Raw genomic sequence first — 25,041 nt, forward strand, 5'->3', positions numbered from 1 at the left:
ACATGTGTCAGTGCGTTTATATTCCAAAAAAATAACAGCTTTATGTGGTGATCCTCAGGTTTATGACCTGGGGATTATTTGCAGGGAAAAGCTTTTTAAAAGCAGACACGCTTAAACCAATAAAAGATGTTTCGAGGAACCTTGTATTGATAATGCCTATCATCTGTGCTATATTATATACAATATAGTGATTAAGCTGATTCAGCAATTACGATAATCCATTTTTCATTTGACAGAGAATATAGCTGTTGGATGGCAATAGTGCATATTATGGAATATTATTATAAGGGAGATGTTTGTATAATGGTTTTTGACAAGTTGAAGATTGAAAAAGTAATAGGCAGAGAAATTGTAGATTCTCGGGGCAATCCAACCGTCGAGGCAGAAGTAGTTTTAAAAGGCGGAAGCATAGGCAGAGCAGCATCTCCAAGTGGTGCTTCTACTGGTGAATTTGAAGCATTGGAACTTCGTGATGAAGATAAAAGCCGCTTCCTTGGCAAAGGGGTCACCAAAGCTGTTAATAATGTAAATACCATTATTAATGATGCAGTCAAAGGCTTGGATGCATCGGATGTTTATGCTGTTGATCGAGCTATGTTCAAGGCTGACGGAACTGATGATAAATCAAAACTAGGAGCAAATGCAATTTTGGCTGTTTCTATTGCCAGCGCTAAGGCAGCTGCGGCAGCTTTGGAAATTCCTTTGTATCGTTTTTTTGGCGGGATATATGGCAACAGACTGCCGGTACCGATGATGAACATATTAAACGGCGGTGCCCATGCTACCAACACTGTAGATATACAGGAATTTATGATAATGCCTGTCGGCGCTCCCTCTTTTAAGGAAGGTCTGCGCTGGTGTACAGAAGTATTTCATACATTGCAGAAAATACTGAAGTCTAAAGGGCTTGCAACATCTGTAGGCGATGAAGGCGGTTTCGCACCGAATCTTTCTACAAATGAAGAGGTTTTGGATATTATTCTTGAAGCAGTTAAAAAAGCCGGCTATGAACCCAAAAAAGACTTCATGCTTGCACTTGATCCTGCCGCCAGTGAATGGAAGGGCAGCAAGAAGGGCGAATATCTTTTGCCGAAATCAGGAAAGAAATTTACTAATGATGAGCTGGTTGACTATTGGGCGGGTCTTTGCGAAAAATATCCGATAGTATCATTGGAAGATGGACTCGATGAAGAAGATTGGGACGGATGGCGCAAGCTCACTGAAAGGCTTGGACGGAAAGTTCAGCTGGTAGGTGACGATTTGTTTGTAACCAATACACAGCGTTTAGCTAAAGGTATCCATGGCGGATGTGCAAATTCTATACTGATAAAGCTTAATCAGATCGGATCAGTATCAGAAACACTTGAAGCAATCAAAATGGCGCATAAAGCAGGTTATACGGCTGTAACATCCCACCGTTCGGGTGAAACAGAAGATACCACTATCGCAGATTTGGCAGTGGCACTGAATACATGCCAGATCAAGACAGGAGCACCAAGCCGCAGTGAACGTGTAGCAAAATACAATCAGCTGCTGAGAATCGAAGAAGAGCTGGGGGAAAGTGCAGTTTATCCCGGCATGGCTGCTTTCAATCAATGTCATGAAATCTGAAAAAAATATTATTTAATAGAAAAAGAACTTGAGTTTATGTTTGAGCTGTTTCTTATAAGTCGTACTTTTAGGTCTGACTTATAAGGACAGCTCAATTTTATAGACTCAAGTTTTTTTATTTTTTACGGATTGGCGAAGCGGGTAATCCCGCAAGTTTTTTTGTACGGAATAATTTATACCAAAGCATAGGTACCAGCATCATCGGCAGGCCGGTATATAAAGCTGATCGCAGATCTTCGGTAAAAACCATTACCAGAAGGCAGAGAACCTGAATGAAGATGCCAAAAAGCGTAATATAAGGGAAAAAAGGTGTTTTGTATTTCAGCGTATGAACGAGATTTGCTTTTATTAATTTTCTGCGAAAATTGTATTGACTCCAACAGATCGATATCCAGGCCATTGCACCGGTAAAACCTGACACAGCAAGCAGATATGTATAAGCGAGAGAACTCGTATCATAAGTATAAAGAAAAATAATCAGCCAGCAGCCGATAATCGATACAAAAATTGAGTTTTGCGGCATTCCCTGCGCATTCAGACGACCGAGCCATTTTGGTGCCATGTTAAGCCGGGCAAGAGCTTGGAGAGCCCGGCCGCTGCCGTAGAGTCCGGAATTTGAACAGGAGATGGCTGCCGTTAAAACGACAAAAGCAAAACCGGAAGCCAATTGATCGAGACCATATTCCTGAAGCGCGGCTGCAAAGGGGCTTTCTGAAAGTCCTGCATGATTCCATGGAAAAATAGAGATGAGCAGAAAGACGGGGATAATGTAAAGGGCAATGATCCGCCAGCTCACATTTCTGACTGCAATAGGAATACTTTTTTCAGGATCTTTGCATTCCCCTGCGGCCAGACCTATTATTTCAGAGCCCTGAAAATTGACTAAAATGATGACCATTGTTATGAAAATAGACCAATAGCCATTGGGCGCGAATCCGCCGTTGTTCAATAAAATATCAGTTCCTATATAGTGGCTGCCGATAAGACCTATGCAGATCGCAAAAGCAGTGCCGCTGAAAATGATAAGTGCCGCGATTTTTATCAGAGAGAGCCAAAACTCGCTTTCACCGAATTTGCCTACACTGAGGACGTTTATTAATGTTATTATGAAACCAAAAATTATTGCCCAGCCAACCTGTCCTATTTGCGGCATGAAGTTATGCATGATTATTCCGGCAGCAATCATTTCAGACGGAACATAGGCAATCCAGTTCATCCAGTATGCCCAGCCTACGCCGCAGGCCCATACAGGCGAGATATATTCGTTGGTGTAGTTGACAAACGATCCGGATACCGGCTTGGCAACAGCCAGCTCCGCCAGGCAGAGCATGACGCAAAAAACGATGAGACCGCCCAGTAAATATGCCAAAATAGCAGCAGGACCGGTTTTTTCAAGAATATATCCTGTACCAAGAAAATAACCGCTGCCGATGATACCACCAAGAGATATCAATTGCAAATGTCTGTTTTTCAAGCTGCGATGCATACTATGAAGTTTTTCCACTATTAATAACACGACCATTCTTATTTAAATTAAAAGTGACCTAATATATTATCGGGCACAATTGAGATAATACTACAAAAAGACATAATTAGCTATAAAAAACAAAAAAATAAATATGTTATACATAAATGAAAAAATTGGCTATAATATATACAGCTTTTAGAGGTCATCAGCCGTTGCGGATATGAGGCGAAAGGGTAATGCGGAAAGTATGGAAAATCAAATACTGGAAAGATATAAAACATTAAAAAATACTGCGACAGTCGAATATATAATAAACAAATCCCGCTTTATAGTGAATGCAAAAAGAACGGAAAATGAGCAGGCTGCTGCGGCATTTATTATTTCAATAAAAAAGAAGTACTGGGATGCAACGCATAATTGTTCGGCCTACATAATAGGCAGTAAAGCTGATCAAAAAAAAGCAGATGATGACGGAGAGCCGTCGGGAACAGCCGGACATCCTATGCTTGATGTTTTAGAAAAGAAAAAAATTTCAGATCTGACTGTAGTGGTCAGCAGATATTTCGGAGGTATAAAACTGGGAGCGGGGGGATTGATACGTGCATATGGACATGGTGTTTCATCTGTCTTGGCGGCTGCCATAATTGTAGAAAGAACACCGTTTGAAAAAGTGGAACTCGAATTTGCTTATACTTTTATGGGGAGCCTGGAAAATTGTTTGCATAAAACTGATATATGTGTATTGCAAAAGGATTACGCTGATGCAGTAAAATTTACAGTATTGATAGGTATTGAAGAAAGCAAGCAAATCTTGGATACCATAAACGATCTTACGGCGGGCAGCTGTATTATAAATAACTTAGGCTATGTCTACTATGATGTTCAGCTCTCTTGAAATCGGCAAAAAATAAAGCCACCCTCGAAAGGGTGGTCTCAGAACGGAACACTATTTTAATCTTCGTAGGCAGCGAGGATCTCCCCAAAATAAAGAGTATGCCAATCGTTGTCGCTGTACCATTTGTCTGCTGCATCAGCAGATAAGTTTTTAGGAAGCATATTTTGCTGGTAAATTATTTTGCATTCAAGGTGTAATCCCGCACCGGCTATTACAGGTGTGTCGATTTTCTGACCTTTTTGTGCAGTGAGCGAGGCAGCGGTAAATTTATCTGTGTCACGGCCGGATTTTGTACCGCAGATACCTAATGCCGCATGCATATCATGTGTAGGAACACTTACCGCAAATTCATGGCTTTTTTCAATTATGGACCATGTGAACCGCGATTTTCTTACCATTGTCATAAAAATGGGCTTGCCCCAAATAAAACCGATACTACCCCAGGCGATAGTCATCGTATTTACTGTATCAGCCGATTTGGTCGTAAGAAAAGCGCCTTTTTTTAAAACCTCCACAATCTGGTCGGAAACAGCTAATGGATCGATTAGTTTCATATAGAAAGCCTCCTTAAAAAATACATTAGCAATGAAAAATTATTTATTGGCAGTTTGGAATTGTTCCATAAAATCAGTCAGGCATTTTACTCCGTCGTAAGACATTGCATTGTATATGGAAGCACGCAGACCACCAACAGAACGATGTCCCTTTATACCGCAAAGCTTATTATCTTTTGCTTCGGCGATGAATTTTGCTTCAAGTTCTTCTGTGGGCAGGCGGAAAGTGACGTTCATGAACGAACGACTGTCTTTTTCGGCATGGCCTTTATAAAAGCCGCTGCTGCTGTCGATGGCATCATATAATAATGCGGCTTTTTTTGCGTTCCGTTCAGCTATGGCAGTAAGCCCACCCTGCCTTTTCAGCCATGAAGCCACCTTGCCGACCATATAAATGCAGAAAGCCGGAGGGGTGTTGTACAGTGAATTTTTTTGGCTGTATGTATTGTAGCGCAGCATAGTAGGAATGTTCTCAGGGCTGTTTTCTATAAAAGATTTTTTAGCAACAACAATGGTTACTCCGGCAGGTCCGAGGTTTTTTTGAACACCGGCATAAATAAGAGAAAATTTGCTGAAATCAAGAGGACGTGAGAGCATATCGGAAGACATATCAGCTACCAGAGGTATACCGTTTGTTTCGGGAATATAATGATATTCTGTGCCGTAGATGGTATTATTATAGCAGACGTGAAGATATGAGGCATCAGCACTTATTTTAAGCTCATTCTGTTTGGGAATATTGCGGAAATCGTTATCCTTGCTGGAAGCTGCAACAGTGCCAACGCCCTGAATTTCAGCCTCTTTATAGGCTTTGCTTGCAAAGCTGCCAGATAATACATAATTCCCTTTTTTATCGGCGGCGGCAAAATTCATTGGTACCATGGCGAACTGCATGCTGGCACCGCCTTGGATAAATAATACATCATAATCAGAACCTAAGCCCATCAGTTCTTTAATATCTTCTTTTGCCTGATTGTGGACGGCATCATATTCTTTGGCACGATGGCTGATTTCCATAATGGACATGCCGCTGCCGCTGAAATTGAGCAGTTCTTCCTGTGCCTGTTTTAAAACTTCCAAAGGAAGTGTGGCCGGTCCGGGATTAAAATTATATACACGATTTGCTTCCACTGTAAAACCTCCAAAAATAATTACAGATTGCGCTCTGAGAAAACTAAAAGTTGGAATTCGCGCATTATCATTACATAATTTTACGCTAAATATATCACATCGTCAAGGGAATGAACAGCTGCATCTGCAGCTTTGATCCGGCAAATAAAAATATCCTTGCAGAAGGAAGACAGTCGCATTTTGCCGGGAAAAATATTATAATATAAAATAATTGTAGGGGGGATTATACAGTGAGAAGTAAAAAAGAGACGGAAAGTATAACACTGCTTGGGCAAAAGGACGTAAAGTATAATTACGGCTACAGTCCAGAGATTTTGGAAACATTTGAAAATAAACATCCAAACAGGGATTACTGGGTTAAATTCAACTGTCCTGAGTTCACGAGCCTGTGTCCTATAACCGGGCAGCCGGATTTTGCCACAATATATATATCTTATATTCCGGACAGGATAATGGTCGAAAGCAAGTCGCTGAAGCTTTATCTTGTCAGCTTCAGAAATCACGGTGATTTTCATGAAGATGTAGTCAATATAATAATGGATGATCTGATAAATTTAATGCAGCCGCGGTATATTGAGATCTGGGGCAAATTTCTGCCGCGCGGCGGTATATCGATCGATCCCTATGTCAATTATGGGCGCCCGGCCTCAAAATATGAGGAGATAGCACAGCAGCGTTTTATTCAGCATGATATGAATGGCATGGATAAGATCGATAATAGATAAAAAGTGCGTTTGCCAAAAAGGGCAAACGCACTTCACAGTGATGATATTTGTTTCGGAAAGGCAGGCATCTGTGGATAAAGGCGGATTATTTGGGATTATATTCTATAATGTTGATATTATTATGAAGCCGTTCCTCATTGAGATCCAGCACAGTGTCATCGTTTATTCTTATGATGGGCAGAGTTGAGTAGCCGGCAGGATAATAAACGATCTGACCGCGTCTGCCATCACTGAGCCCAACCACAGAACCCAGAAAAGAGTTTTGAATATTAGTGATAAAGGGAATGCAGATCTGGACATCCAGAGAGGTAAACATGCTCTTGCCAATCATTTCAACGGCATCAAATGGTGTGTGCTTGACTTCACCCTCATGCTCGGTGGTGATGTTGTCATAAAAATCGGCGATCATAATTATGCGTGCATATTCGTCTATATCGTTACCGCTAACGCCGAAAGGCTCGCCTGTGCCGTCCATGGCTTCATGGTGCTGCAGTGCCGCCGCACGCACTCCGTCGGAAATGCCGGGGCGGTCGGATAAGATCTTTTGGCCGTTTATTGTATGTTGTATATAAAGTTCGTAATCTTCCGGTTTTAGTGTTTTGGAATTTCTGTTGACAATTCTCTGCGGCATCATGGTTTTGCCGATATCATGTAAAAATCCCGCAAGAATGAGGTCATTTATTTTACTTTCGCTGAAGCGGAGCCATTTGCCGATAACTCCGGATAATATGGAAACACGCACTGAATGATGGCAGACGCTATCGCTGATATTACTCAACGTATATAAAAAATCAATGACACCGCTCTCTTTGACTGTTGGCAGAAGTGAATTTTTTACTTTTTCGCCGGTTTTTTCTATGGATGAATTTTCGCCCTTGCCAACACTGGCAAAAAGTTCATTTGCTTCTGAAACGACATCATTGTATTTTTTTACGAAGGCATTTTCTTTATTGAACATGATCTCTACGACTTGATAATTGCCGCTTAGTTCAAAATCATCTTTTATGTATGCAAAAGGCATATTTAAAAATTCCAGTCTGGTTATATGTGCCTGAGTCAGCATGGTACCTGATGATAAGATGACGACCATTTTATCATTGATAATTGTGCGTCCCAGTATCATACCGGGCATCAGCTTGTCAATGCTTAGCTTTTTCACATGTAGACCTCCTTGTTATATGAATATAATGTATATATTCTTTATAGAAATTATAAATCCTACTTTCGGACAATCAATTCTTTTGCTAATACTAAAAATTAAGATGGGGGTATCTGAATGTTACAAGTATATACAGGAAACGGTAAAGGAAAAACAACAGCGGCCATAGGGCTGTCTATGCGTGCCATAGGAGCGGGTCTGAAGGTCTATTTTGCCCAGTTTATGAAAAGTCTGGCTTATAGTGAACAAAAAATTCTTCAGACCTATGCGCCGGAGCTTATATTAAAGACAAGCGGAAAACCGTATTTTATTGCCGAAGAAGGAATGATAGCTAAGGATAAGCTTGAAGCCTGGGGAGATGATGTTGTCGTGTTCCCCAAGGGAAAACCTCCTGCCGATTATGTGAGGATGATCCAGGAGGGTGTGGAGGAGGTGAAAAAGGCTGCCGCGGAAAAAAAATACGATGTCATAGTGCTTGATGAAATCAATGTAGCATTGTTTTTCGGTTTGATAAAAAAGGCTCAGCTGCAGGAGCTTCTCGACAATATGCCACCGGATACAGAAGTCATATGTACGGGCAGAAATGCACCGGAATGGCTGCTGGAAAAAGCTGATTTAGTTACTGAAATGAAGATGGTAAAACATTATTACGAAAAAGGTGTTTTGGGAAGAAAGGGAATAGAGGATTGAACTTGCCGGCAGGGATAAAATCTTGTTTATCCGATGACTACTATTCAGGCGGCGTCAAAACGCCGTCTGAATTAAGTTTCCATTTATAAATTTTCCTGAGAAAGTGATTTTTTCAATTCGGCTTCCAGTGATATGTTATTGTATAAAACTGCCTCAATGGGAGTAAGTTCAACAGTATCCGAGGCTGCTGAAAATGAAGTTAGAAGACGCCCGCTTTCAGCGGTGTAAATGGTATAGGCCGTTGATACGTAAAAACTGTTTTTAACGTATTTTTGACGAGTTATGGTTATATCCGTTTTGACCAGATATTTGATCGCACTGAAAGCGGGCGGAGAAACCGATGAGTTCTCCCAGACGGTGTTTTTGATATAATGAGAAATGTTATCCTGTAAAACAGAACGAATATAAAAATCAATATTTTCGTTGTCATTATTGAAATCAATATTGAATGTCGGTTTTGCAAAGAATATTTTTCCGGCTGAGGAGGACGCAGCCGGCTCTTTCTTATCATAATATTCACGCAGGCATATATCCAGATACAAAAGTATTTTGTGGCGAATTTTATCATCGAAGGAAGGCGGGGCGGCATACTTTATTTCCCGGCCAAATTGTCTGTAATTGGGATTCAATACCTGGACAAGGTTGCGTACGGGATCACCGGACAGGACAATTCTGGAAAGATTGATATTTTCGCCGTAAGTTTTGGCAAAGGCTTCATTGCCGACAGCCGGCGCACCAAAAGTGATGACACTTATCCGGCTGGGATCAAGCCCCATGCTGATAAGTTTTGCCGCGGTGAGAATTGCTGCTGCTCCGCCTAAACTGTGCCCTGTAATATACAGGTGGGCATGCGGGTCATTCCGCAGGATGGAAATAAATTTTTCACCGAGGGAAGGCTTATCATTTTGGGATGTAAAAAAAGCAGCCTGCACATAACGATTAAATCCGCTGTGTACCATCGGCAGTTGTCCGTTTGCGATCGAACTGGGGTCATTGCCGGAGAAAGGGACCATGTTGATTTTCATATCACTGGAAACATCCTTCAAATCATCGGTACCACGCACAGAAAGTAAATAAGAATTTTCTCCCGGAATAAAATCGGTATTGGCTGCGGTGAAAAATTTTGAAGCTCCGTTTACCGGTGCTGCTTCCAGAAAATTAAAATCCCACCCGTATGAAGTAAGTACATTGCGCGCCAGGTCACCGTATTTATCGTTATAAGCTGTCATCGACATTAATGCGCAAAGGTACTGAGCCTTGGCATCATACTCTGCTGACTGAGCAAAGGCGCTGGTAAGGGCAAAGGCGGAAAAGAAATATATATAAATGATTATTTTCAGAAAATTTTTAAGCATAATATCACCTTGCCTGTATTAACAAAAACAGATAATGCGAACTATTTGCGGCTGCAGTTTTAAATTATGCAGCCGTTCTCTAAATCATTCTACCATAGTTTTACCATTGCTGAAATATTTTTGATTGCAAGAATTAGGGAGCAGTGCTATAATATAACATATGAACAAATAATCATATAATAATATAATAATATTAAAACGAGGTGACATGCAATGCCGAACAGAAATAAAAATGCAGAAGAGGCCGTATCCTGCGCGGCTGAGGAAACATGTGGCTGTTCATGCTGCCAGCATGAAGATGCGGACAGACAGATAGATACGGGAGTATGGTATAAGAGCAGTGAATTTTATGAGATCTTTATCGGTGCGGTTTTTTTTATTGCGGCACAGATGCTTTCGTTCTATAGTGCTGCATATCAATTACCTCTGCTGATAATTTCGTATCTTATTCTTGGCAAGGATATACTTTTGAGTGCCGGACGGAATATTTTGAACGGACGAGTGTTTGATGAAAATTTTCTCATGAGTATAGCTACGATCGGTGCTTTCGCCATTGAAGAATATCCGGAAGCGGTCGGGGTAATGCTTTTTTTCAGAGTCGGCGAATTTTTTGAAGAACGTGCTGCGAATAAAAGCCGTAAACAAATAATAGATGCGGTAGACATGCGCCCGGAAACTGTCATGCTCGTTGATGAAAATAATGAGGTAACAACTGTAGCCGCCGATCAGGCTGCCGTTGGCGATATTATTATGGTTCGGCCGGGAGACAGGATACCTCTTGACGGCACCGTGATCGAGGGCGTGAGCCAGATTGATGCTTCACCGCTTACAGGAGAATCCGTGCCCGTAATGGCTGCCGAAGGCGGCACTGTTCTGTCAGGCTGCATAAATAAAACCGGTGTGCTGAAAATAAGGGTAGAGAAGGTACTGGCGGAGTCAATGGTATCAAAAATTTTAGCCGCAGTACAGAGCGCCGCAGCCAACAAGCCGCGCATACAACGCTTTATTTCACGTTTTGCAAGAGTGTATACGCCTATAGTTGTGGTAATAGCGGTATTGATAGCAGTTATTCCTTCTTTAATGACGGGACAATGGCATGATTATATATATATTGCGCTTACCTTTCTGGTCATAAGCTGCCCGTGTGCTTTGGTGCTTAGTGTTCCGCTGGCTTTTTTTTCAGGAATAGGCACAGCGTCACGTCAGGGGATTTTATTTAAAGATGGTGCGGCAATAGAAGCATTGACACAGATCAAGGCCGCCGCTTTAGATAAAACAGGTACAATAACACAAGGAATTTTTGCTGTTCAGGAAATAAAAGCCGGCAATAATTTTACAGAGGATGAAATACTGCAGTTTTGTGCGTCGGCAGAAAATGCGTCATCTCATCCTCTGGCGGTAAGTATAGTGCGGCAGGCAAAAGAAAAGATGCTGGATATAAAACCGGCGGCGGATATAGAAGAAGTTTCCGGCAAAGGGGTCAAGGCATATATTGATAATAAAAAAATAGTGTGCGGCAATGCGGCATTTATGCAGGATCATAATATTCAAATAGGAGATGCGGCAGAAAAAACCGCAGTATATCTAGCCGTTGACGGTCAGTATGCGGGCTGTATTGTCCTGGGCGATAAAATAAAGGAAGATGCGGTCGGAGCTATCGCAAAACTGAAACAGCAGGGAATAAGTGTTGCCATGTTGACAGGAGATTCCGCGGAGGGAGCGGCATCGGCTGCCCGCGAGGCAGGGATAGATATAATTCACGCAAGGCTTCTGCCGCAGGAAAAATTGGACATACTGCAAAAAATACGTTCTGAAAAAGGAAAAGTCCTGTTTGTCGGTGACGGTATAAATGATGCACCTGTTCTTGCCAACGCAGACGTAGGCGCTGCTATGGGGTCGGGGGCCGATGCGGCTATAGAGGCAGCTGATGTCGTTTTCATGACATCTCGTGTGGATGCCATTCCGTATGCGTTGAAACTGGCTAAAACAACGCGAGCCATTGCAGTTCAAAATGTTATTTTTGCTTTGGCGGTAAAATTGATAATAATGATATGCGGTCTTTTGGGATATGCTTCCTTATGGAGTGCTGTTTTTGCGGATACAGGAGTTGCGATAATCTGTGTGTTGAATGCGGTACGTATTCTGTATAGTGATCGTTTTGCTTAGAATCTTGGACAAAAATGAGAGGGCAGGGATCGGTAAAATCCCCTGCCCTTTTATTTTTGGCATGCATTATTTAATTTATCCGATGACTACCCGCTCTAATACTCCCGCTTTTGCAAGCGGTGAATAAAGAGCGGCTAACTCTCTAGATAATTTCGACTACTATTCAGGTGGAATCAAAACACCGTCTGAATAGTAGTCTCCATTTATGGGATACTCTGCTGAGCATTACTCTAAAAATAATCCAGCAGGAAGGATTCTAATTCAGCCTGTGTTTTTATCTGATACAGTCTGTCACACCAATTATCATCGTTTATATATTGAAGAAGTACCGCAAGAAAATCCAAATGCCTCGTCTGATCGATCGGCGCCAAGCATATAATGCATTTTATATGTTTGCCTCTGCTCAGAGAAACGGGATTTTTACATAAAGCGATTGAAACAGAAAGGCTTAAAACACCATCTTCAGGTTTGGCGTGGGCCAGAAGTACACCTTTGCCTAAGAGCATGTAGTTGCCATTTTTTTCGGTCAGTTCGATGATTCTGTCCACATAATGTTCACGGATAAAATTGTGGCGCAATAATGGACGGAAAGCGGTACGGACTGCCTCTTTCCAATTAGGAAGGTTAAAAGGAATGAATGTAATATATTTTAAAAGAGAGCTCGGCTCATCTTTTGATGAGGCGGGGATTTTCCAATGTTCCTGCCGGTTTTTTTGAAAATATTCCTGCAAACCATTGCATAATCCAGTCGCATCTTCAATTTTTGCGTAATTGGCAATCAAATCCATAAGAGGCTGAATACTTTCCCGTTTATATTCTGAAACAGCAAATCCTAATGATAATAATTTTTTGTTCAGTAAACTCCATTCATATTTTGTCGGCAACGCAGAAATCTGCAGAACAGGAATGGGTTTTGACGTGTTTTGCTCTAAAAAGGTGGTTGTAATGATCAAGCCAATACTGTGAAGGGACAGACGTAAATATTCTGACATGCGGAATGGACCGGAAAAAAGAAGATGGGGATATTTTTCGCGCAATTGCATTAAAAGGAATTGTGAGGTACCGATCCCGCTGGAGCAGACCACTAAAATCTGTTTACGATCTTCTTTTAACTGATCTGTGCGAATATCACTGCCAAAATATGTGGTGAGCAGAGCAATTTCATCATCAGAGGGCTGCTTTCCCAAATAATCAGTCAGAGGTTGAGCTGCCGCCCGGGAGATAATGAATAGATTCTGATAGGATACTCGTATCTGTTCCAAGAGCGGATTATGGTATCTGAGTCCCGCGGTTATCCGATGACAAACGGAAACCAGATGGACGGCCAGCGAATCGACCATCATGTGATGATGGATTCCGGGCAGCAGTCCGGAAATCAAGAAAAATTGGTCAGTCATATCTTCTGCGATTTTATGCATTTTTTTATAAAACAGTGTTTTATTATTCACTTTTGAGCATGCATAAATTCTGAGGATCTTAGATAAATATACATATTCCGTTAAATGATAAAATCCTCTCTTCTGTAAGAAAAATTTTTCCCAGGACAGGCTTCGACTTGCGGGATGAGCAATATCAACGTCCATTTTTTTTAATATTTTCCCTTTGGATAAACGATTGGCATACCAAGTTAAAAAATATTCTAAAATACGGCGGGCATCATCGGTGAAATGATTCCCGGATTCCTGTTCATATTGCCGCAATTCCCGAAAAATATATTTTTCATAGGAAATCTGATAACTTTTTTTTAAAAGCAGCAGGATCATTTCTAAATTTTCCAAAACCCATTTTCTTTGTATTAATTCTGCACCCAGAATAATCCGGCCCTTGGGAGTGGTTTTTATTTGAAGTTCGTTTTCCCTGTTGTAAAAAACCAGAGAACGCAATCGCTTTAGCACGGTATTTCGTGATGAATGAAAAATTCCCATGAGTTCATTAATTGATGTGGTTTCCTGCGTGATGATGATGTAATTGAAAAGAATCAGACTTTCTTTCTGTGTCAGTGCTTTTATATTCAATGACCACTGCTTTGGCAAAACTAAAAGGGCCTGTTGTCTTATATCTGCATCAAGCGGCTGCAAGTATGTTTTGGCTTTCGGGGGAAGAAAATAACCGATGCCCTTGATATTTTCTATAGGAGAAATCTGCTTTATTATTAATTCTTTATTGACATTTTCTAAAATATACATAATGCTTCGTCGTGACAATTGCAGTTTATCCATCAAATTTTCTATGGAAACCGGTGTTTCTGCATGGTGAAGCGCAGCTAATAATTCGTTGCCATGCTTATATTGGGAAAAAATAATCATATATACTGCCTCCGGTAAAAGGGGGTTCATTTTTTGCACATTTACATTTTCATTATTGCACTTGTTCATATTTATGTAAAGCGATATCATAATCGTGTAATAAAAACAAGAAAGGATATGATCCTTGTGGAATTACTTGCAAAAGAACAAATTCAGCGGACTTCGGAAAAAGGCATATCCTGGCAGGATGCCATTACTTTATCGGCAAAGCCCCTGCTTGATAAAAAGATCATTGCCGGGGACTATATTGATGCTGTCATAGCAGTTTGTCAGGAGAAAGGGCCTTATATGAATATTGGCTCGCAGATCGTTCTGGCTCATGCCAGACCGCTGCCAAGCACTAAAGAAGCATGTATTGCCTTGCTGCAGACGGCAGAAGAAATTTTTTTTATGGATGAAAAACATCCGGCAAGGCTATGGTTTTTTCTGGCGACTCCGGATGCCACAAGCCATGTTGCCATTATGCAGAAATTGGCAGCTGTATTGACCGATTCTGATAAAATTCAACGTTTGCTGGCAGCCGAAAGTATCGAAATTCTTGCCAATGTTTTTTCTGGAGAATGATATGGTCATTTACAATTAAAAGGGGGATATGTTATGAAATTTTTATGTATTTGCCAGTCCGGCTTAGGAAGCAGTTTCATGGTCCAAATGAATATTCAGAACGTTTTAAATGCTATGAATGTAAAGAATGAAATTATTGTAGATCATTCTGATGTTGGAAGCACAACACCTGATCTTGCCGATTATTTCTTCATAGAGGAAACTCTTGGCGAAGCTATATCAAATCTTCCTAAAGACCGGGTAGTGCTACTGAAGAGTCTGATCGATAAAAACGAGATTCAGACTGCAGTATGCAAGATTCTTGATAAAGAAAAAATTTCACATGATTGACAGAGAGTGAAATATTTTCTATAACCCTTTTTATCATTAAGGAGTAATAATATGGATGGTATACAAAATCTATTTATCAGCATCGTTCAGACGCCTGCCTTACTTGTGGGTCTGCTGGCAGTATTAGGTCTGCTGCTGCAAAAAAAGAATGGGACGGCGGTAGTGCAGGGCGGTATAAAAACTTTTGCCGGTTTTCTGATCCTGACAGGAGGTGCGGGAATTCTCTCGAATTCTTTGGATCCGTTTGCCAAAATGTTTCAATTTGCCTTAAATGTCCAAGGCGTTGTTCCAAGCAATGAGGCTGTGGTCGCCATTGCCCTTGTACAATATGGGTCAGTGACGGCATTGATCATGTTTGTCGGAATGATAGTAAATATTCTCTTGTCGAGATTTACAAATTTTAAATATATATTTTTAACGGGTCAGGCTATGCTGTATGTTTCCTGCCTGACGGCAGTTATTCTTGTGTCGGCAGGTATGGGAACGGGAATCAGGACAATCCTGCTGGGCGGTATATTTGAAGGGACTCTTTTGACGATTACTCCAGCGCTGTGTCAGCCATACATGCGTGCTATCACCGGCGGAGATACGGTGGCTATGGGTCATACCGGAAATATAGGCTATGCGGTTTCCGGCTGGTTCGGCGAACATTTTGGCAATAAAGCACATAGTACGGAGGATATAAATGTCCCGAAAAGCTTTTCTTTTTTACGGGATTCCACTGTATCTATCACAATTGTCATGGCCGTCGTTTATCTGATTCTGGCACTTTTGACGGGACAAGCATTTGTAGAATCCCAACTGAGCAATGGTTCCAACTATTTGGTATTTGCCGTGGTGCAGGCAGGCACCTTTGCGGCTGGCTTTGCTGTGGTTTTACAGGGTGTTCGGATGATCTTGGCAGAAATCATCCCTGCGTTTCAGGGAATAGCGATGAGACTTGTGCCCAATTCAAAACCGGCACTTGATGTTCCCATTATTTTTCCGTATGCACCTAACGCGGTTCTGCTTGGTTTTTTGATCAGTTTTATCGTTGGTACACTTTCAATGCTTGCTATGGTAGCAATGCATACGGTTGTCATTATTCCCGGCGTAGTCGGACATTTCTTCTGCGGTGCTGCCGCGGCTATTTATGGTAATGCAAAAGGCGGAAGGCGTGGAGCCGTTATCGGAACGGTTATAAACAGTCTGCTGATCAGCTGGCTGCCGCTATTTATTTTGCCCGTTTTGGGAAATCTGAGTCTGGCAAGTTCTACTTTTGCAGATACAGACTATTTAATTCCGGGAATTTTACTTGGCAATCTCGGTGATCTGGGACAGACTGCTTTGACCGCCGGCATTATCGCCTTTCTTGCATTGGTCATTATAATGAGCCGACTGACGGGAAAAACTTCTGCAGAATAGTGATGCCAGGATATTGCCGGATAAAAAGAAAAATAATCGATTTGCGGTTTTGCCGTAAAATTGATAGATAAAAATATCGCCGACCCATATTGGGCCGGCGATATTTTTATCTGTGACAGAAAATTTATATTATAATTATTTCCAATATTGCTGTTATTTTCAAGATAACAGCAAAAAAATTCAATGCAATTCATTGACAACTGAAAAATAAGTGATATATTATATTGTTATGAGTTGTAATGATAATTACTATCATTATATATAAAAAGAGATGCTGATCAATTTATAATATCGGGAAATTAATCGGGATTATGATTACCTGCTAATCTTCATGAGGAAGGGGGTTAGAGTAATGACTACGGCAGAAACATGCTATGTTGAGTCTAAACACGGCATGGGTACTTTTTTGCGTGTTATGAGCTTTGCCAAAGAAGGTACGTATTCATTCACGCCCATATGGGATATTTTTGGAAACGTAGAATATCTTTGCAGTCGTTTCAGCAGCGACAGCCAGCTTTCTTTGATCAACAGGATGGCCGGTAAAAAAAGTGTACATGTAGATAGGAATCTGGTGAAAATTTTGCGGGCCGCACAGCGAATATCTGCTTTTACTGACGGGATTTTTGATATTACCGCGGGAGCGGTTACCGGTCTGTGGCATAGAGAGTCAGGAAAAATCCGGATACCGGCGGAAACTGAACAGATAAATGCAAGGTCTTTAGTCAACTATCAATGGCTGGATGTCAGCGATAGTGAAGTCTTTTTACAAAAGGCGAATATGAAGCTGGATCTTGGTGGTATTGCTAAGGAATTTGCTCTTCATGCGGCAGCGGCGAAGGCTGAGGAAACAGGCATGGGTGCTGCGATAATAGATGCCGGCGGGGATATATGCACTGTCGGTGCCAAGCCAAACAACAGAGCGTGGCGCATCGGCATTCAGCATCCGCGGCGTGAAAAATCTTTGCTGGCAAGTGTTGTTCTGCAAAATTGGGACACGGTGGAAACTTCCGGCGACTATAAGCGATACATAAAAGATGGTGATAAAGTGTACAGTCATATTTTCTCTGAAGAAGTGAACGATGAAGGCGGAAAATTGATCAGTGCATCTTTGATATACAAAAGGCGGGATGATCTTTTGCCGATAAATGGCACGGCTTTGATTGCCGGCGGTCTCGCCAAGGCAAAATCTTTTTTAAAGATGCTCCCCCGTGTTGAGGCAATATTGGTCACGGATGCGATGCAGGTATTCATGACGGAAGGCTTGAGAGGGTATGTCCATATTCTGCCGTATCAAGCGAGGCATCAAACTTTTATTATTAACAGGAGGGCATGTTGATTTGAGTAGTGTAGAATTTTTTAGCAAGGGCGGTCCGGTAATGTATGCATTGCTGCTCTGTTCCTTGTGTGTGGCAGCAATAGCGATCGACAGGTTTATTTTTTATCGGCGGGCGCAAAAGGGAATAATGGTTTTTTTGCAGTCATTACCGGAAATAACAAAAAAACCATTGGAAGATGCTATGGAAGTATGTGAAAGGGAAACTAACGCCGCGGGGTTCATCGCTGTGTCGGGCTTGAAGGCAGCAGAGGATAATACTGATGTAAAGCTTGCTCTTGATACTGCATATGCTTCTGCTGCTATGCAGCTGCGGGCAAAACTGAATTATCTTTCTATGATAGTTACTTTGTCTCCTCTTTTGGGATTGCTGGGTACGATTGCCGGAATGATCCAGTCCTTTAATATTTTCAGTCTGCAGGCAGGGCAGCCGCTGGCCATTACCGGTGGTATAGGCGAAGCCTTGATCGCCACGGCGACCGGACTGTGTGTCGCTATTTTTGCACTCTTAATACATACGTATTTTGCACAGCAGCTGGATAAGATACTTAATGATTTGGATCGTGCGGCATCGATTGTGTTGTCTTCTGTTTGCAAGGGAAATGAGGGAGCAGTAGATGCGACGTGATTTTCGTGTTATAGAACAGCCGAAAGTAGTGATTATTCCTATGATTGATATAATGCTTTTTCTGCTGGTCTTTTTTATGATAAGCACTATTTATATGGTTCAGCTTAATACGATGACAGTCAATCTGCCGGCTGCTGCCGCAGTGCAAAGAGAGACAAAACCAAATCTGGTATCGATAACTGTAACAGACAAGGGCGATATTATATACGATAAAGAACAAAATCCGGTGGAAGATTTGGCGCAAAAGGTACAGAGTGTATTGGCAGATGATGCCGATACGGTGTTTGTACTTCGAGGTGACAGAAAAGCCTCTTATGAAAGTATCGCTTCGGTGCTTGATACATTAAAACAATCTGGAGCGCGCCATGTATCCATTGCCACTGAAGCCAAAGGGAGGTAATGATCTTGCAGTATCCCACTCATTGGCGCATGGCATTTTTAGTGGCATTTTTGCTTCATCTGGGTATCTGGCTGGCAGGCAGTTTTATATTGCCGCATTTGCAGGCAGAAGCGCTGCCTCCCGAAGATACACAAGCTCTCGAATGGGAGAGCGTAGATGAGGAGAATGATGAACCCGGTCCCATAGAAGATGAAAAACAGCCGGAACCCTCTGTGCATGAAGAACGAAGCCCCGCACCGGCTGCTGTTCCCGAACAGGAAAAGGCAGAGGAACAGGAAGTGACACCCATAGTGGCAGATGAAGATGAACCGGCCACAGCGGAGCTTGTCAAAGAATTAGCTGATGATCCTTCAAAAAGCGATAAGGTAATAATCATTGATAAAAAAGGCAGCGGTGGCGGCAGCCAGTCTGTGCAGATGGGAGAACCGCCGATATTGATCGACAAATTTTATCCGCCTGTTAATATTGTAACATTCAGAGGCCGCGTCAGTGTATTTGCTACTATCGATGTGACCGGGAGGATAATAAGGACGAAAATAGCCGTGACTTCCGGCAGCCCGAGTGTGGATCAGATCGCAATGGATTCCGCACGCCGCTGGACATTTAAACCGGCACTTGATCAAAATGGGGCACCTATGGAATGTACAAAAATTATTTCTATACCGTTTAATATGCCGGCACAAAAATAAATTTTTTTACCATATTGATGATAACAATAATCAATATTGAAAGGAATACTTATATGAAAAAAATTGTTATGCTCTTAGCCATGCTGATAGTTTTTTCCGCTTCTCTGCCGGCACAAGCCGCACCAAAGTGGGAGCAGGTAGGACAGCATATTGAACAGGCTATGGCAGAAGCACTTGATATTTACGACTCGGGTGACAGTGAGGGTGCCAAAAATGCTGTCAATGATATTTATTACGGAATTTATGAAAAAGACGGACTGGAAACAGCTATTCGCAATACTGTATCGGCAAAAAATGCCAATTTGACGGAATATCAGTTCAGTAAGTTGAAAAAACTCATGCTGCAGGGAGCGGATGGTGCACAGGTTAAGGACGCCGCTGATACATTGGTCAAAATGGTCAATGCTGATGTGCAAAGTCTCAAGGGGGCACATTCTTCACAGGGCGGCTGGGCGTCTTTTTGGCCGGCATTCTTGATCCTTCTGCGTGAAGGCATAGAAGCGATTCTGGTTTTGGCGGCCATTATTGCTTATCTTTGCAAATCAGGCAACGAGAAATATTTGAGTTATGTTTATAATTATTCGATAGCAGCTATTATTGCCAGTTTTATAACAGCATATATTTTTAATTCTCTTACCAATGAATTCGGCGCCGGTGCTAATCAGGAAATAGTTGAAGGTATAACTGTTTTGATTGCAGTCGTTGTGCTCTTGTCTGTTAGTTTCTGGATGGGAAACAAAGCCAATGCCAAGGTATGGGAAGCATATATCAAGAATATGGTTAAAACATCCATGTCCACAGGACGCGCTAAAACTTTGGGGATTGCGGCATTTCTGGCAGTATACCGTGAAGGAGCCGAAGTAGTTCTTTTTTATCAGGCCTTGTTCAATAGTGCAGCCGGTGATGTTGAAATGATTTGGCTTGGGTTTGCAGCGGCCTGTGTGGCGCTGATCATTATATTTACATTGATTCGCTTGGGTGCTCTGCGAATACCATTGCGTCCTTTTTTTGTAGGGACAAGTATTTTCATGTATTTATTGGCCGTAAGCTTTGCCGGCAGCGGTATAAAAGAATTACAGGAAGGAGGCATTGTCAGCATTACACCTATAGAAGGGATTCCTATGCCTAATATAGATATACTGGGCATATATCCAACCTATGAAACAATAGCGATACAGGTCGTTTTGCTGATTGCTGCAGTTATAGGCATTGTTTATTATAGAAAAAGGGGCTCAGTTCAACCAGTATGATATTATTTTTAAGGAGTGTATTTTATGAAAAAATTTAGATCATTACTCGCTATTTGTGCCGCAATGGTATCTTTATTTGCTTTTGTCGGAGCTGCATCCGCTGAAGGCTTCCAGGAATATCCGATAGGCGATGAACAGGAAGCGCCTAACGAACATTTCAAAGTTGCTCTTGTTTATTTTCAGCCTATAGAAATGGAACCCAAAGGAATGATGCTTCAGCCCGATCAATCTGATATTCATATGGAAACAGATATTCACGCAACCGAAGGCAGTGACACAGGATTTGGCGTCGGCGAATGGCTTCCCTATCTCACTGTGCATTATAAACTCACAAAGAAAGAAACCGGTGAAACAATCGAAGGCGTATTCATGCCGATGAATGCTGATGACGGTCCTCATTATGGTGCTAATATAAAAATGCTCGGTGCTGGTACATATGATTGCGAATTTTCAATCGACAGCCCGCTGCGTATGAACTATGGCCTTCATGTAGATAAAGAAACCGGCGTACAGGGTCGTTTCTGGGAAAAACCAGTTGTTTTGAAATGGACATTCAACTACGTTCCCAGACATTGGTAAGAAATATAACTGACGTTGAAATATTCCTGTCCGGCGTGAGCTTGCTGAAATTACTTATGCCGGGCAGGTCTTTTTCATTGAAAGGAACACGTTATGCTACAAACTTTTTTGCAACAATTCATTCCGGCTATGGAGCAAGGGGTTACATTAGCTGTTCCCTTGGGGATTTTGCTGGCGATTCTCATGAATATGGAAACGAAAGCATACAAAAGAACTTTTTTTCGTGCCTTGTCATGGGGATTTTGGGGATCGGTGTTCATAATAGCAGTCAAAGTCGGTACGCGAAATGCAGTCAGCCGCGAAGTTTTCGAAAGTTTGGCGATAGCTGTTGCTGTTTTTTGTGAAATTGCAATATTGCTGTTCTTTTTCAGAAAAAATATGCGTACAAAAGAGACGATAGATAAAAAAGTTTCTGGAACGATAGCAGCTATGGTCGTAGCTTTGTTTTTATATCACGGCATGGAAATATGGCTCATTCCGGTAACCACCATGTTTACGGCAGCAGGCGATTATTTTAATATTACAGTGTTAATAAGGCTGGTGGGATTTGCGACCGGACTGGGTTTTTCTGTTCTTGGAGGATATCTTGTGCATAAGGCTGCGGCGGCTCTTTATTATCAACGGCTGCTGTTCGTTTTTACTGTACAGATGGCTGCAATACTTTTGCAGCAGATAATATTCTTGATACAAATAATGATGGCCCGGCAGTTATTGCCAGGCGGTCTGCTGATGAAGATCATGGCACCTTTGATAAATCATCAGTCCTGGATTATTTTTGTAGTTTTTTTTGTTACGGTTTTAGTGCCTGTTACGCTTTTTCTGCAAAAAAAGCCGCTGCGGCCGCAGGGAACAGATCCTGCACAGTATAGGAAAATATTGATGTACGCCAAACATAAGCTGCGCTGGGGAACGGCTGTGGTAATAAGTTTGTGCATAATGGTATCAATATCCAGTCTGGGAAGTGTTTATGCCAATAAAAAGGAAGCTTTGGTACCGGCAATACCTGTAAACGCGGTTGACGGGAACGTCAGCGTTTCTCTCGATCAAGTAAATGACGGACATTTGCACAGATATGTGTATAAGGCATCGGGTGGAGAATTGGTCAGATTCATTATTATCCAAAAGGGCGGATCATCTTATGGGGTAGGACTGGACGCCTGTGAGATATGCGGACCAACTGGATATTATGAAAAAGACGGTCAGGTTGTATGCAGATTATGCGACGTAATAATGAATAAGGCAACTATCGGTATGAAGGGCGGCTGCAACCCTATTCCCGTTGAGTATAAAGTAGAAAACGGCCGTGTAAATGTCACACAGGCCAGTCTTGAAAAGGATAGGGATAAATTTAAATAGTGCAGCGAAGGGAGTGACCGAGTTTGTTTTGGCAGATGGTAAAAGGTGCTGTAGTGCGGCAGAGCCGACGACTTTTGCTTGTGGCATTGACCGTTGCATTGGGAGTGTCTTTGGCAACCGCGATGCTTAATGTAATGTTTGATGTCGGCGATAAAGTCAATCAGGAGCTTAAAGCTTATGGTGCAAACATTGTAGTGACCCCTAAGAATGCGTCCGTGCTGAAGGATGTCTATGGTTTGGATGATACAGGCGCGCATAAGGAATATCTGAATGAGTCCGATCTGGGAAAAATCAAAACGATATTTTGGACAAATAATATTGTAGCATTTGCTCCTCAGCTGAGTGCGTCTATAAATTTACAAAATGGACAAACTGTAAATTTAGATGGTACATGGTTTGACCGTCAGATGCTGCTGCCGACGGGAGAATATTTTTCTACAGGAGAAAAATATCTTAAATCGTGGTGGCAGGTTGACGGTGATTGGGCCGCAGATGACGGCAGCAACGGTGTCATGGTAGGAAAAAAATTAGCTAATGATCTCAAGGTAAATAAGGGAGATACCATAAGCTATAAAAAACCGGACGGACAAGCCGATACTTTAAGAGTCAGCGGTATTGTGAGCGGCGGAGGCAGTGAAGAAAATGCTATTTTGGCACCGCTGGCGCTTGTTCAGAAGATAACAGGGCTTACAGATAAAATTGATCAGGTTGAAGTCAGTGCTGTGACTACACCGGAAAATGAGCTTGCCCGTAAAGCGGCGGCTAATCCTAAAAGCTTGACAATGAAAGAATATGAAATATGGTATTGTACATCATATGTCAGTTCCATTGCATATCAGATAGAGGAAGTAATCCCTGATTCCGTGGCTCATCCGGTAAGACAGATCGCCGAATCCGAAGGAAAAATTCTGGATAAAACGCAAATGCTGATGCTGCTGATAACCGGTCTCAGTCTGCTGAGTTCTGTACTTGGTGTATCCAATCTTGTAAGTGCCAATATTATGGAAAGAAGCCGCGAACTTGGATTGCTGAAAGCCTTGGGAGCCAGCAATCTGGCAATTGTGCTGCTGATATTGACAGAAATATTTTTGGCGGGATTGGCAGGTGGGATCTGCGGTTATTTTATAGGTCTGGGTTTTGCGCAGATCATAGGCAATACGGTATTTAACTCAAGCATTGCAGTTAATATAGTAGTCATGCCTATAGTCGCGGGGCTCATGTCATTGGTTATATTACTGGGCAGCCTGCCGGCTATCCGAATGATTTTGTCCCTGCGGCCGGCGATTGTTCTTCATGGCAGGTGAGAAAATTTAATGAAAAAATATAGAATGTACTTTGTTATGGTCATAAATGCATTGCTGCGGCGGCGCACAAGAATGGCTATTGCATTGATGGCAGTTGCGGTAGGAGCAACTATCATCTCCGGCATGATAACTGTTTACAGAGAAATACCGCAGCAGATGGGGCGGGAGTTCAGGGCATATGGAGCTAATTTGCTTATATTGCCGGGAAAAGACCGTACCACATTGTCGGGTGAAGATGTTAAAAAGATAAATGACAGTCTGAACGGCTATGAAATAGTGGGCATTGCCCCCTTTCTGTATGAAAGACTGAAAATCAATGAACAGCCTATACTCACCAGCGGCACGGATTTTTCAATGCTTCAGAAGGTAAGTCCCTATTGGCAGATAACCGGCAGCTGGCCGCAGGCAGAAAAAAGGGAGATCCTGCTGGGGGCCGAGCAGGCACAGCGGATGAATATCAAACCGGGACAGACAGTTCTTGTCAGCGCCGGCAATGATGCCGACGAAGAGACTTTTGTGGTTTCCGGGATAGTTCATACAGGCGGTAAGGAAGAACAATTCGCTTTTGTTGATTTGGCTCTTTTACAAAAAATGCTCCAAAAAAATGGGCAGCTCAGTCTGGCTCAGATCAGTATCGTTGCCGATGGGGCGGCACTGGAAAGTGTCAGCAAAATGATCAGTCAAAATTATCCAGAGGTGCAGCCTCAGCTGGTGAAGCAGATAGCTCATTCAGAAGAAACTGTTTTAAGCAAACTGCAGGCATTGGTCCTTTTGGTTACAGTAGTGGTTTTGCTGCTGACTTTGATTTGTGTGGCAACAACAATGATGGCGGTTGTTACTGAACGGCGCCGTGAAATAGGATTGAAGAAGGCACTCGGTGCTGAAAACAGCAATATCATCTGCGAATTCCTTGGTGAAGGATGTGTACTGGGATTTTTTGGCGGTATCCTGGGCACTGGCCTTGGCTACTTATTCGCCCAGGTCGTGAGCATGAATGTATTCGGCCGGGCAGTCGAATTTGCTCCGTCAATTGCAGTATTTTCGATAGTGCTGTCGATTGTTATAACAGGTATAGCCAGCCTTATACCTGTACGTATTGCTACAAGTGTTGAACCGGCAATAGTATTGCGCGGTGAATGAGGAG

The 25,041-nt window shown here is 42.2% G+C and carries 23 protein-coding genes; 17 read left to right on the top strand and 6 right to left on the bottom strand.

Annotated features, from left to right (window positions below):
- Window positions 1-303 precede the first annotated feature (303 nt).
- A complete protein-coding gene (gene eno / locus I6758_RS05895) occupies window positions 304-1,611 on the top strand; it encodes a phosphopyruvate hydratase (protein WP_196604266.1) in 1,308 nt (435 codons plus the stop codon).
- Window positions 1,612-1,726: 115 nt separating this feature from the next.
- Here eno and I6758_RS05900 read toward each other — a convergent pair whose 3' ends face one another.
- The gene (locus tag I6758_RS05900) at window positions 1,727-3,097 is read right to left on the bottom strand and encodes an amino acid permease (RefSeq protein ID WP_196604488.1); all 1,371 of its coding nucleotides are present in this window, start codon (window positions 3,095-3,097) and stop codon (window positions 1,727-1,729) included.
- Window positions 3,098-3,326: 229 nt separating this feature from the next.
- On the opposite strand from I6758_RS05900, the gene I6758_RS05905 reads away from it, so the two are divergent.
- Window positions 3,327-3,974 (top strand): YigZ family protein, encoded by a 648-nt coding sequence (locus I6758_RS05905; protein WP_231038534.1) that lies wholly within the window; start codon window positions 3,327-3,329, stop codon window positions 3,972-3,974.
- 56 nt (window positions 3,975-4,030) lie between these two features.
- Here I6758_RS05905 and I6758_RS05910 read toward each other — a convergent pair whose 3' ends face one another.
- Entirely contained in the window at window positions 4,031-4,528 is a 498-nt protein-coding gene (locus tag I6758_RS05910) for a flavin reductase family protein (RefSeq protein WP_196604267.1), read from the bottom strand.
- A 39-nt stretch (window positions 4,529-4,567) separates the two neighbouring features.
- On the bottom strand, window positions 4,568-5,659 hold the full coding sequence (gene serC, locus I6758_RS05915; protein WP_196604268.1) for a 3-phosphoserine/phosphohydroxythreonine transaminase: 1,092 nt from the start codon (window positions 5,657-5,659) through the stop codon (window positions 4,568-4,570).
- Window positions 5,660-5,889: 230 nt separating this feature from the next.
- Between serC and queF the strand changes: the two genes are divergently transcribed.
- A complete protein-coding gene (queF, locus tag I6758_RS05920) occupies window positions 5,890-6,384 on the top strand; it encodes a preQ(1) synthase (protein ID WP_196604269.1) in 495 nt (164 codons plus the stop codon).
- 85 nt (window positions 6,385-6,469) lie between these two features.
- Here the strand turns inward: queF and I6758_RS05925 are convergent, their stop codons facing one another.
- Window positions 6,470-7,543, bottom strand: coding sequence for an HD-GYP domain-containing protein (locus tag I6758_RS05925; protein WP_330998026.1), 1,074 nt, complete (start codon window positions 7,541-7,543; stop codon window positions 6,470-6,472).
- Window positions 7,544-7,660: 117 nt separating this feature from the next.
- On the opposite strand from I6758_RS05925, the gene I6758_RS05930 reads away from it, so the two are divergent.
- The gene (locus I6758_RS05930) at window positions 7,661-8,233 is read left to right on the top strand and encodes a cob(I)yrinic acid a,c-diamide adenosyltransferase (protein WP_196604270.1); all 573 of its coding nucleotides are present in this window, start codon (window positions 7,661-7,663) and stop codon (window positions 8,231-8,233) included.
- Between the two features lie 83 nt (window positions 8,234-8,316).
- Here I6758_RS05930 and I6758_RS05935 read toward each other — a convergent pair whose 3' ends face one another.
- Complete coding sequence (locus tag I6758_RS05935; RefSeq protein ID WP_196604271.1) at window positions 8,317-9,588, bottom strand: lipase family protein; 1,272 nt, start codon at window positions 9,586-9,588, stop codon at window positions 8,317-8,319.
- Window positions 9,589-9,801: 213 nt separating this feature from the next.
- Here I6758_RS05935 and I6758_RS05940 point away from each other — a divergent pair, with 213 nt between their 5' ends.
- Window positions 9,802-11,754: a heavy metal translocating P-type ATPase gene (locus I6758_RS05940; protein ID WP_196604272.1), complete on the top strand. Its 1,953-nt coding sequence runs from the start codon at window positions 9,802-9,804 to the stop codon at window positions 11,752-11,754.
- A gap of 230 nt (window positions 11,755-11,984) precedes the next feature.
- On the opposite strand, the gene I6758_RS05945 is transcribed toward I6758_RS05940, so the two are convergent.
- On the bottom strand, window positions 11,985-14,060 hold the full coding sequence (locus I6758_RS05945) for a BglG family transcription antiterminator (RefSeq protein ID WP_196604273.1): 2,076 nt from the start codon (window positions 14,058-14,060) through the stop codon (window positions 11,985-11,987).
- 33 nt (window positions 14,061-14,093) lie between these two features.
- Here I6758_RS05945 and I6758_RS05950 point away from each other — a divergent pair, with 33 nt between their 5' ends.
- The 12 genes from I6758_RS05950 to I6758_RS06005 all read left to right on the top strand — a co-directional run bounded on the left by I6758_RS05950 (window position 14,094) and on the right by I6758_RS06005 (window position 25,037).
- Window positions 14,094-14,624: a PTS sugar transporter subunit IIA gene (locus I6758_RS05950; protein ID WP_196604274.1), complete on the top strand. Its 531-nt coding sequence runs from the start codon at window positions 14,094-14,096 to the stop codon at window positions 14,622-14,624.
- A 33-nt stretch (window positions 14,625-14,657) separates the two neighbouring features.
- A complete protein-coding gene (locus I6758_RS05955; RefSeq protein ID WP_196604275.1) occupies window positions 14,658-14,954 on the top strand; it encodes a PTS sugar transporter subunit IIB in 297 nt (98 codons plus the stop codon).
- Between the two features lie 51 nt (window positions 14,955-15,005).
- A complete protein-coding gene (locus I6758_RS05960; RefSeq protein ID WP_196604276.1) occupies window positions 15,006-16,358 on the top strand; it encodes a PTS ascorbate transporter subunit IIC in 1,353 nt (450 codons plus the stop codon).
- Window positions 16,359-16,710: 352 nt separating this feature from the next.
- A complete protein-coding gene (locus I6758_RS05965) occupies window positions 16,711-17,694 on the top strand; it encodes an FAD:protein FMN transferase (protein ID WP_196604277.1) in 984 nt (327 codons plus the stop codon).
- 40 nt (window positions 17,695-17,734) lie between these two features.
- Entirely contained in the window at window positions 17,735-18,319 is a 585-nt protein-coding gene (locus I6758_RS05970; RefSeq protein WP_196604491.1) for a MotA/TolQ/ExbB proton channel family protein, read from the top strand.
- Complete coding sequence (locus I6758_RS05975; RefSeq protein WP_196604278.1) at window positions 18,309-18,719, top strand: ExbD/TolR family protein; 411 nt, start codon at window positions 18,309-18,311, stop codon at window positions 18,717-18,719. The genes I6758_RS05970 and I6758_RS05975 overlap by 11 nt, the downstream gene beginning before the upstream one ends.
- A gap of 5 nt (window positions 18,720-18,724) precedes the next feature.
- Complete coding sequence (locus I6758_RS05980; protein ID WP_196604279.1) at window positions 18,725-19,408, top strand: energy transducer TonB; 684 nt, start codon at window positions 18,725-18,727, stop codon at window positions 19,406-19,408.
- A 53-nt stretch (window positions 19,409-19,461) separates the two neighbouring features.
- On the top strand, window positions 19,462-20,658 hold the full coding sequence (locus tag I6758_RS05985) for an FTR1 family iron permease (RefSeq protein ID WP_196604280.1): 1,197 nt from the start codon (window positions 19,462-19,464) through the stop codon (window positions 20,656-20,658).
- A 24-nt stretch (window positions 20,659-20,682) separates the two neighbouring features.
- Window positions 20,683-21,237 carry an iron transporter gene (locus I6758_RS05990; protein ID WP_196604281.1) on the top strand — a complete coding sequence of 185 codons (555 nt, stop codon included), beginning with the start codon at window positions 20,683-20,685 and terminating at the stop codon, window positions 21,235-21,237.
- 93 nt (window positions 21,238-21,330) lie between these two features.
- Window positions 21,331-22,593, top strand: a complete 1,263-nt coding sequence (locus tag I6758_RS05995; protein WP_196604282.1) for a DUF2318 domain-containing protein — start codon at window positions 21,331-21,333, stop codon at window positions 22,591-22,593.
- A 23-nt stretch (window positions 22,594-22,616) separates the two neighbouring features.
- The gene (locus I6758_RS06000; RefSeq protein ID WP_196604283.1) at window positions 22,617-23,897 is read left to right on the top strand and encodes an ABC transporter permease; all 1,281 of its coding nucleotides are present in this window, start codon (window positions 22,617-22,619) and stop codon (window positions 23,895-23,897) included.
- 9 nt (window positions 23,898-23,906) lie between these two features.
- Window positions 23,907-25,037: an ABC transporter permease gene (locus I6758_RS06005; RefSeq protein ID WP_196604284.1), complete on the top strand. Its 1,131-nt coding sequence runs from the start codon at window positions 23,907-23,909 to the stop codon at window positions 25,035-25,037.
- Window positions 25,038-25,041 lie beyond the last annotated feature (4 nt).

The organism is Pectinatus haikarae (genome assembly GCF_015732185.1).
Lineage (GTDB): Bacteria > Bacillota > Negativicutes > Selenomonadales > Selenomonadaceae > Pectinatus > Pectinatus haikarae.

What these genes read in the sequence shown, in the direction of transcription:
- I6758_RS05995 (WP_196604282.1), top strand. Translation starts at nt 21,331, where the DNA reads ATGCTACAAACTTTTTTGCAACAATTCATTCCGGCTATGGAGCAAGGG.
- eno (WP_196604266.1), top strand. Translation starts at nt 304, where the DNA reads ATGGTTTTTGACAAGTTGAAGATTGAAAAAGTAATAGGCAGAGAAATT.
- I6758_RS05990 (WP_196604281.1), top strand. Translation starts at nt 20,683, where the DNA reads ATGAAAAAATTTAGATCATTACTCGCTATTTGTGCCGCAATGGTATCT.
- I6758_RS05935 (WP_196604271.1), bottom strand. Translation starts at nt 9,588, where the DNA reads ATGCTTAAAAATTTTCTGAAAATAATCATTTATATATATTTCTTTTCC.
- I6758_RS06005 (WP_196604284.1), top strand. Translation starts at nt 23,907, where the DNA reads ATGAAAAAATATAGAATGTACTTTGTTATGGTCATAAATGCATTGCTG.
- I6758_RS05975 (WP_196604278.1), top strand. Translation starts at nt 18,309, where the DNA reads ATGCGACGTGATTTTCGTGTTATAGAACAGCCGAAAGTAGTGATTATT.
- I6758_RS05940 (WP_196604272.1), top strand. Translation starts at nt 9,802, where the DNA reads ATGCCGAACAGAAATAAAAATGCAGAAGAGGCCGTATCCTGCGCGGCT.
- I6758_RS05955 (WP_196604275.1), top strand. Translation starts at nt 14,658, where the DNA reads ATGAAATTTTTATGTATTTGCCAGTCCGGCTTAGGAAGCAGTTTCATG.
- I6758_RS05910 (WP_196604267.1), bottom strand. Translation starts at nt 4,528, where the DNA reads ATGAAACTAATCGATCCATTAGCTGTTTCCGACCAGATTGTGGAGGTT.
- I6758_RS05960 (WP_196604276.1), top strand. Translation starts at nt 15,006, where the DNA reads ATGGATGGTATACAAAATCTATTTATCAGCATCGTTCAGACGCCTGCC.
- I6758_RS05985 (WP_196604280.1), top strand. Translation starts at nt 19,462, where the DNA reads ATGAAAAAAATTGTTATGCTCTTAGCCATGCTGATAGTTTTTTCCGCT.
- I6758_RS05900 (WP_196604488.1), bottom strand. Translation starts at nt 3,097, where the DNA reads ATGCATCGCAGCTTGAAAAACAGACATTTGCAATTGATATCTCTTGGT.
- I6758_RS05965 (WP_196604277.1), top strand. Translation starts at nt 16,711, where the DNA reads ATGACTACGGCAGAAACATGCTATGTTGAGTCTAAACACGGCATGGGT.
- I6758_RS05945 (WP_196604273.1), bottom strand. Translation starts at nt 14,060, where the DNA reads ATGATTATTTTTTCCCAATATAAGCATGGCAACGAATTATTAGCTGCG.
- I6758_RS05905 (WP_231038534.1), top strand. Translation starts at nt 3,327, where the DNA reads ATGGAAAATCAAATACTGGAAAGATATAAAACATTAAAAAATACTGCG.
- I6758_RS05930 (WP_196604270.1), top strand. Translation starts at nt 7,661, where the DNA reads ATGTTACAAGTATATACAGGAAACGGTAAAGGAAAAACAACAGCGGCC.
- I6758_RS05970 (WP_196604491.1), top strand. Translation starts at nt 17,735, where the DNA reads ATGTATGCATTGCTGCTCTGTTCCTTGTGTGTGGCAGCAATAGCGATC.